Annotated in this window: 8 protein-coding genes and 1 tRNA gene; 1 reads left to right on the top strand and 8 read right to left on the bottom strand. The window is 64.2% G+C overall.

Going from position 1 to position 6,506, the window contains the following annotated elements; all coding sequences use genetic code 11:
- The first annotated feature begins 47 nt into the window (after positions 1 to 47).
- Positions 48 to 124 (top strand) — tRNA-Met (locus J7359_RS18925).
- 136 nt (positions 125 to 260) lie between these two features.
- Here J7359_RS18925 and J7359_RS18920 read toward each other — a convergent pair.
- From J7359_RS18920 to J7359_RS18885, 8 genes are all read right to left on the bottom strand, one after another.
- The gene (locus J7359_RS18920; RefSeq protein ID WP_209059387.1) at positions 261 to 1,118 is read right to left on the bottom strand and encodes a nucleotidyl transferase AbiEii/AbiGii toxin family protein; all 858 of its coding nucleotides are present in this window, start codon (positions 1,116 to 1,118) and stop codon (positions 261 to 263) included.
- Positions 1,111 to 1,698 (bottom strand): type IV toxin-antitoxin system AbiEi family antitoxin domain-containing protein, encoded by a 588-nt coding sequence (locus J7359_RS18915; RefSeq protein ID WP_209059385.1) that lies wholly within the window; start codon positions 1,696 to 1,698, stop codon positions 1,111 to 1,113. The genes J7359_RS18920 and J7359_RS18915 overlap by 8 nt, the downstream gene beginning before the upstream one ends.
- A gap of 262 nt (positions 1,699 to 1,960) precedes the next feature.
- Positions 1,961 to 2,197, bottom strand: a complete 237-nt coding sequence (locus J7359_RS18910) for an addiction module antitoxin (RefSeq protein WP_209059383.1) — start codon at positions 2,195 to 2,197, stop codon at positions 1,961 to 1,963.
- Positions 2,187 to 3,008, bottom strand: a complete 822-nt coding sequence (locus J7359_RS18905; RefSeq protein WP_209059381.1) for a hypothetical protein — start codon at positions 3,006 to 3,008, stop codon at positions 2,187 to 2,189. The genes J7359_RS18910 and J7359_RS18905 overlap by 11 nt, the downstream gene beginning before the upstream one ends.
- Before the next feature lie 224 nt (positions 3,009 to 3,232).
- Positions 3,233 to 3,463: a hypothetical protein gene (locus J7359_RS18900; protein ID WP_247740535.1), complete on the bottom strand. Its 231-nt coding sequence runs from the start codon at positions 3,461 to 3,463 to the stop codon at positions 3,233 to 3,235.
- Positions 3,464 to 3,474: 11 nt separating this feature from the next.
- Positions 3,475 to 4,149, bottom strand: a complete 675-nt coding sequence (locus J7359_RS18895) for a D-Ala-D-Ala carboxypeptidase family metallohydrolase (RefSeq protein WP_209059370.1) — start codon at positions 4,147 to 4,149, stop codon at positions 3,475 to 3,477.
- A 73-nt stretch (positions 4,150 to 4,222) separates the two neighbouring features.
- Positions 4,223 to 4,531 carry a hypothetical protein gene (locus J7359_RS18890; protein WP_209059360.1) on the bottom strand — a complete coding sequence of 103 codons (309 nt, stop codon included), beginning with the start codon at positions 4,529 to 4,531 and terminating at the stop codon, positions 4,223 to 4,225.
- 32 nt (positions 4,532 to 4,563) lie between these two features.
- Entirely contained in the window at positions 4,564 to 6,489 is a 1,926-nt protein-coding gene (locus J7359_RS18885) for a DUF2793 domain-containing protein (protein ID WP_209059347.1), read from the bottom strand.
- Between the last annotated feature and the right edge of the window lie 17 nt (positions 6,490 to 6,506).

Here is a 6,506-nt window from a genome sequence, read left to right as displayed (position 1 = left end):
TCTGAAACGATGACAAAAAGCACCGCAGATCACCGCGATGCAATTGGCGCGGGGTAGAGCAGCCCGGTAGCTCGTCAGGCTCATAACCTGAAGGTCACAGGTTCAAATCCTGTCCCCGCAACCAAAATCCTACAAGATATCAAAGCGTTAGAACCCGACATAAACCGTCGGGTTTTTGCTTTTGAAATTCTTGTCAACACCTGGTCAACGTTTTACGAGCCCCCCATTGACGAGCAACATGATCGCGCAGAACGCGAGAATCATGCCGCCGCCCTGCATGCCGGTTCAAGCCAGGCCCAGATCTCCGCAGTGACCTCCGCGAGCGGCCGTCCCTCGAGAGCCGTGCCCGCAGAGTAGGCCCGCCACTGCGTCATCTTCGCCGGATCGGTCGAGAACTCCTCCGACAGGCCGACAGGGCAGGAGGCTGGAACAATCGTATCGCGTCGAGCGAAGGTTCCTCGGATCGCGGCCGCGAGGTCGCCCGTGTCGATGTCGATGGATTTCGGCAGCGTCCACAGATCATACAGGTCCTTCATCCGGCTGTTCGCCAAGCCCAGCGCCACCACGGCCTGAAACTTCTCGGCGATGACCGTTGCCGGTGAATAGGCGCGGATCGATGCGGCTGGAAAGTCGAGCAGGGAGCCGTACTCGATCTCGAATTGCGGATCGGCCAAGGCATCGCCGAAGCCGAGGTCCACGGTGATCGGTATGCGCGTGTTGCCCAAGCGGGCTTCGGTCCGGAGCCGCATCCCGCCATAGATCTGGTCTTCTCGAACGACGACGGCCGTCAGGCTTTCAATGTCATAGACCAGCCCGTCATCGCCATCTATGGCGAGTATCCGGGAGAAGGCAGTCTTCAGTTCTGCCTCCTCGTCCGAGCCGAACGCCAGGAAGTCGATGTCCCGGGTGAAGCGGCCAGTGTCGGCCGTCCACAAGGTGACAAGCATGCCACCCTTCAGGACAAAGCGGTCGCGATATTCGGAGACAGACAGCCGGTACACCAGTCGTTCAAGGCCGAAGGCCACCAGCACCACATCGAACAGCTGACCTTCAGCACGGGCAAGGTTCAGCAGACGCTGACGCACGGAGGCCGCGATGTCCTTGGGTTGCTTAGCCATTTGACGTCAGGGCCTCCAGATAGGGGCGCATCTGGTTCCACGTCCCGTTTTCGCGCGCGGCTGTCGCGAGCTGGCCCGCCGTGGCCTTCCTTGCGCCCAGCGCTGCCTTCATCGCCTCGATGGTGACGGATCGGTCCACCAGCTTCGGGTTACGAAATGCGTCGGCAATCGTCTTGGCTATGGAATAGACCCGAACCTCCGCCTCCCCGATCCGATGGACCTCGATGCCATTGGTCAGGTAGGGCTCACGGAAACGCACGATGCGGATGCGAGGGTATTCGATCTTCGGTGCCCAGTCCTTGGCGCCGATGGCGATCCACACCCGGCGTGGAAGTTGGTCGGTCAGCTGATGAAAGGATAGAGCCGAGGTCAGACAGATGACGGCCTTGGGTGCGAGCTTGGCGATCTCAATCAGCCCAGCATGAAGGTCTGGCTCGCTGTCTGGTAGCTGATATAGGCCCCGCCCAATCCGTACCACCACGCCATCTGCCACCGCCCTCGCAATGGTGGTTCCGCTCACGCCGATGGACGCCAGATCCCTGGACCGGGCTGGCGCATGAACTTCCATGTAGTCGATCATGCGGGCGCGCTGGCCCTGATCCGTCGCAAGCATGGTTACAAAACCTCGGACACAAGTGCATCCTGTCCTAGGTTTTGTAACATGCCGCTCGGCTTCAAGCAACCTGCGCAGGTCCGCACCCCGCGGTATCATCATGTTCAATCACCGCAGATTATGCGGAGATTAGCCCGCTATTCTCCGCACGACTGCTCCGTAGGCGGATTTCGCCGTTCGATGACCCTTGGAACGGATGACCCACGGATCACGAGAAGCGGCTGAACCGTCAAATGCGGTTGCGCGCGATTACCTCCGCGGCAGACGACGGATGGTAGGTGGATTCTGGGGCGCTGAACTCAGCGACAAGTTCCACCTGCAGCCCCGTAAATGCCGCGACCTCCTGACTTGCCATGTCACGCCGGATCAGCTCTTCAACGTACGCGCCGACGGATTGGTAGGGCCCTGCGTCGCTCACCATGAACGTCAGGAACGCGTGCAGCTCCTCATCGATCTCAATCGTCATCGTTTTGGGTCGGGCCGTCATCCGTCTCTCCCTCCGCGCTGTAAGCGTGAGCCTCAGCGACCGCACGGCCGCAGTCAGGACACGCAGTTTCTGTCCTTGAGAACGCAAATCCGCACTCGAGGCATGGCTTCAGATCAGTCATGTCCTCCAGGAAAGCGCAACGCTTGCACAGCGTCTTTGTGTGCTTCAGCGAAAGATACTCCCGGAAATCCGCAAGCCATGCGAGAATCGCTCCGCGCTTCCAATCGCCGTCCCAATTTGTCGCCTTCTCACGCCAAGCCATATATTTTCGCGCGCGGATACTGCGTTTCTGGGCTGCTGTGAGGGCCTCCTTCTTCGCCGGAACTTCGAAAACGTGACCGCAGTAGCCCCGACCGACCGGGCTGTTGCAGATCCACGTGGCCGCCTTTTTGCGAAACTGAATCGAAAGGCTGAAGCACAAAGGGCAGCAGTCCCGCATTTCCGGAATGACGGCGTCTCGGATCGCGTAGCATTCTTCTCGCAACTCAGCTCGATAGTCGTGGGCAGGTTCCCGCGCCTCATATTCGGCTTTGGCGTTGTCCAAATAGGGCTGAACCCGGGGTATTCTCACCGTGTGCTGCAGAACAAGTACAGCCTCATGGTCGGCACCGCATGTTGCGCATTCCGAACCAAGGAATTGAACCCTCGTGCGCTTCCAGTTTTTCCAGTGCCAAGGCGGGCCATGCTTCCGTCTTGCGACGAAGATTTCGCGCGCAGCTTCCTGGCCAGTCATGGTCCGCCTGTCGAGGGCGTCTTGAACACGCTGGAACTCAAAGGGCCATTCAATCATGAGACAATACCGCTGATCGAGAACAGCGCGCCTCGGCTGAGAAATCGGTGCCGAGGCCCACGCTATGTCATCATTGGCACGCTCGCGCTTGATCACGCAAGACAGCGTAATCGCTCAGCATCCGGACGATGACGGCGTCTTCCGGCAAAGCCTCTACCTCGTCGCCCGCCCGCGCCCGCTCGGCGGCCGTGTAGTCGACCACGGGAGGGCAAGGCGCGCGTGAGTCAGAACCGCCCATCGCGCAGCCGGTCAGCCAGAGCGTCGCGATCAGGAGGGCGGCGGGCTGCGGCGTCGAGCATCTGGCGGTGGATGGCATCGTTTGTCTCTCGGAGGACTAGCCGTTCGGCAGCGCGCCCGGCGCGTTCACCGGCACGGCGCAGGTTCAGCAGGAACAGCAAGATCGCTGCGGTGGCGAGGATGAGGCCCAGCGCTTTTCGCGCCGGGCCATGGGTCAGAAGCCAGCTGATCACCGCTGGCCCCGCTTCCAGTCGTCGAGCCGGGCGTGGATGGTGACGGCGATGCCGATCAGCGCGATGGCGATCAGAACCCAGCGCAGCGTGTCGAGGTAGGGCACCAGCGGCTGGATGGTGGACTGGGTTTCCACGAGGATGTCCTGCAGCACTTCAACACCGGCGGCGCCGACGGTGGCCGCCCCAGCCGCACCGCCCCCGCGCAGCGTGCGGCTTTCCGAAAGCACCTCGCGCGCGGCCGGCAGTTCCGGGGCGAAGGGCACGGGCCGCGGCGGGAAGGGATCGCCCCAGGATCGGGCAGGGCCGAGGTCGATGTGCATGAAGCCGGAGCGGGGATAGTATCCGAACCCCAGGAACCCGACCGCCCGCGCCGCCGCTTCGAAGGCTGCGGGATCGTGGTTGGACATGGCGATGTCGAAGGCGGTCGCCTGCATGTGCTTCGAGGCAGGGGCCCCGCCCACGGCGCGATTGTGTTCCGGGCTGCGATAGGCGGAGCGGATGATCAGCGGCTTGCCCAGTCGGTCGCGCAGGGCCTGGAGCTTGTCCATAGCCTCGGTGTTGATCTTGATCGCGCCGGTGCCGCGGCAGGCGATCTCGGCGGCCGAGAAGTTCGGCCAGCGCCAGGTGTTCGCGGGCACGTCGCGCCAGTGGTGATAGGTCAGGGTGGGCATGGTGGATCCTCGAGATGAAAAAACCCGCCTCTGGGGCGGGGGATGTGGTCGTGGTGGTGTGGTCGCCAGGCGGTCAGTCGGATCTGCCGCGCTGGAAGGCGTCGAACAGCATGTCGCGCATCGAGCGGATGTCGGTTTCGATCCGGTCGAGGCGGTCGCCATCGGCCTTGCGATCCTCGCTGCGCTGCTTGTCGGCGCGGTCGCGTTCGGTGATGAGTTCGCGATCAAGCCGGTCCAGCAGGGCCTCGTTGGTAAACGCTTTGCGCGTGATCGCCGCGATCAGGGCCATGGTGCTGCCGATCAGCGCGGTCAGCGCGGCCGTGATCCCGTGGTCCCGAAAGGCCCGCGCGACTGCGTCGGCGAGAGTGGTCTGGTCGTTCATCATGGTCCTTTCCGGCCACGGGGTGTGGCGCTTCAGTAATCGGTCTCGACGTAGACGCCGGAGCAGTCATAGGCGACGGCTGCGGCGGTGGTGCCGTTGTTGAGGTAATTGCGCGGGCTCAGGAGCTGGGTCGCCGCGGGCATGTCGGTGGTGATCGTGGCCTCCGCCACCGTGCCCGAGACTTCCTCGACCACGCGGATCCCGACCTCGCTGTCGTTCGGGGCCGCAGCGATGTAGAGCGTCAGGACATTGGTCGTGCTGGCCACCGGGAAGCCCGGGCCGAGGTCAATCAGAGTTGGTGCGCCGGTGCCGTCATTGTGCACTATCTGCCAGTTGGCATGCGTGCCGCGCTCGAACCCGGTGCCCAGCGCGTTGACGACGGCCGGCAGCGTCAGGGTGGTCGACAGCGCCGCGACCGATCCGATCAGGCCGAAGAAGCCAATTCCCGTTGCCTGCAGCGTGACCAGCGACAGCCGGTTCACATAGGTGAAGCCGCCAAGGCCATCCGCATTACCGCGCCAGCAGACCCAGCCTGCCGAGCGTTCCTCGGCCGCCGCCCCGGCCGTGGCCGCCGACGTCATCCGCCAGCGACGCATGGAGGTGGAGAGGTTGGTCGTGGCCAGCGTCGGTGTCGCCGCTGTGCCGACCGCCGTGCGCGGCATGCCGTTGGTGTTAATCGTGGTGCTGGTCGAGGGCGCCCAGGTCGCGATCCGGTTGACCCCGAAATGCGGCTGGAGCGGGAAGTGGCGGCCGGAGGGTCGCTCGACATCGAGCCATCCCATCCCCGCCCGGTCGCGGGCATAGAGCGCAAGTTTCCCCGCGGGTGGTGGCGAGGGGACGGCGCCATGGGTGGGCAGGACCACCGGTTCAGCCAGTTCCACGCGACCGTTGGTGCGGTCGACCCTGATGGCATCGAGGAAGGCAGAGCCATCCGGGCTGACCTTGAAGCTGAAGTCGTCGTTACCGAGGAGACCGATCAGCGCGCGGGCGGAGAAACCGGTCTTGAATGCAAAAGCGGCGTCGTTCCCGGCTGCGGCCTTGTTGACCGTCGCCTCGATCCCCGCGCCTGCGTTGTTCAGCAGAACTGCCGGGGTGTTCACGGACAGGCGGTTGAAGCTGTCGGCCGTCGCCCCGCCGAGGCCGAGCAGCTGTGCGGTCAGGTTCGCCTGCGGCATACCGACCTGCGTGACGGCATTGGCGAAGGTGACGGTTGGCGTGTTGATGATTGTCGTGCCGCCCGCCCCGGCGGAGGCCGAGCCGATGTTGACGACCGTCGTCGACCCGGATGCCCCGCCCGTGCCGAGGTTCACCGTCTTGGTGACGCCAGTGGTCGTGGCCCCGGTGCCAATCCCGTAGGTGGCGGTCGTCGTTGCCGTGCCGATCGAGGCGCTGGCCGCTGAGACAGTGACGGTCCCGGACGCCGTCAGCGTGCCCGAGAAGGTCTTGTTGCCGGTGAAGGTCTGGGTGCCTGCAAGGATCGCCAGTTCGGACGAGGTGTTGGGAAGGGTGAAGCTGCGCGTGGTGCCTGCGCTGATGGCCGCCAGCGAGAAGGTGGCCTTCCTCGTCGGGTCCGCATCGTTCACGAGGCTGAAGACCGCATCCGAGACGTCGCGCGGCTCGCCCACGACCTCCCAGGCACTGCCGGTCCAGACGAGAAACAGCCCCTCGGCTGCGACCCAGACCAGCCAGCCGGTGCGCGGCACCAGCCGGATCCACGCGCCATCAACCCAGAAGGCGATGTTCAGATCCCATCCGGTCCAGAGGCCGGTCGCGCCCGAGGCTACCAGATGGCGGTTGCCGTCGGCCGGGCTCGCGGGCGGTGCGATGCGCGTGCGGTCGAGGACCGAAAGCTGCACCATGGCATCGAGCAGCCGCAGCGCCTCGTTGTGGGTGACATGCTTCTGCGCCTGCGCCGCCAGAAGATAGGGCAGGCCCAGATGGGTCGTGGTGTCGGACATGAGGGTTCCCGTGGGTT

It is taken from the genome of Paracoccus sp. R12_2, from assembly GCF_017744015.1.
Taxonomy (GTDB): Bacteria; Pseudomonadota; Alphaproteobacteria; order Rhodobacterales; family Rhodobacteraceae; genus Paracoccus.
The sequence above is the reverse complement of the archived record's forward strand: the minus strand, read 5'-3'. Positions and strand labels throughout refer to the sequence as shown.

Excerpts from the sequence above, each read along its gene's own strand:
- J7359_RS18920 (WP_209059387.1), bottom strand. The coding sequence starts at position 1,118 with ATGGCTAAGCAACCCAAGGACATCGCGGCCTCCGTGCGTCAGCGTCTG.
- J7359_RS18915 (WP_209059385.1), bottom strand. The coding sequence starts at position 1,698 with ATGATCGACTACATGGAAGTTCATGCGCCAGCCCGGTCCAGGGATCTG.
- J7359_RS18910 (WP_209059383.1), bottom strand. The coding sequence starts at position 2,197 with ATGACGATTGAGATCGATGAGGAGCTGCACGCGTTCCTGACGTTCATG.
- J7359_RS18905 (WP_209059381.1), bottom strand. The coding sequence starts at position 3,008 with ATGATTGAATGGCCCTTTGAGTTCCAGCGTGTTCAAGACGCCCTCGAC.
- J7359_RS18895 (WP_209059370.1), bottom strand. The coding sequence starts at position 4,149 with ATGCCCACCCTGACCTATCACCACTGGCGCGACGTGCCCGCGAACACC.
- J7359_RS18890 (WP_209059360.1), bottom strand. The coding sequence starts at position 4,531 with ATGAACGACCAGACCACTCTCGCCGACGCAGTCGCGCGGGCCTTTCGG.
- J7359_RS18885 (WP_209059347.1), bottom strand. The coding sequence starts at position 6,489 with ATGTCCGACACCACGACCCATCTGGGCCTGCCCTATCTTCTGGCGGCG.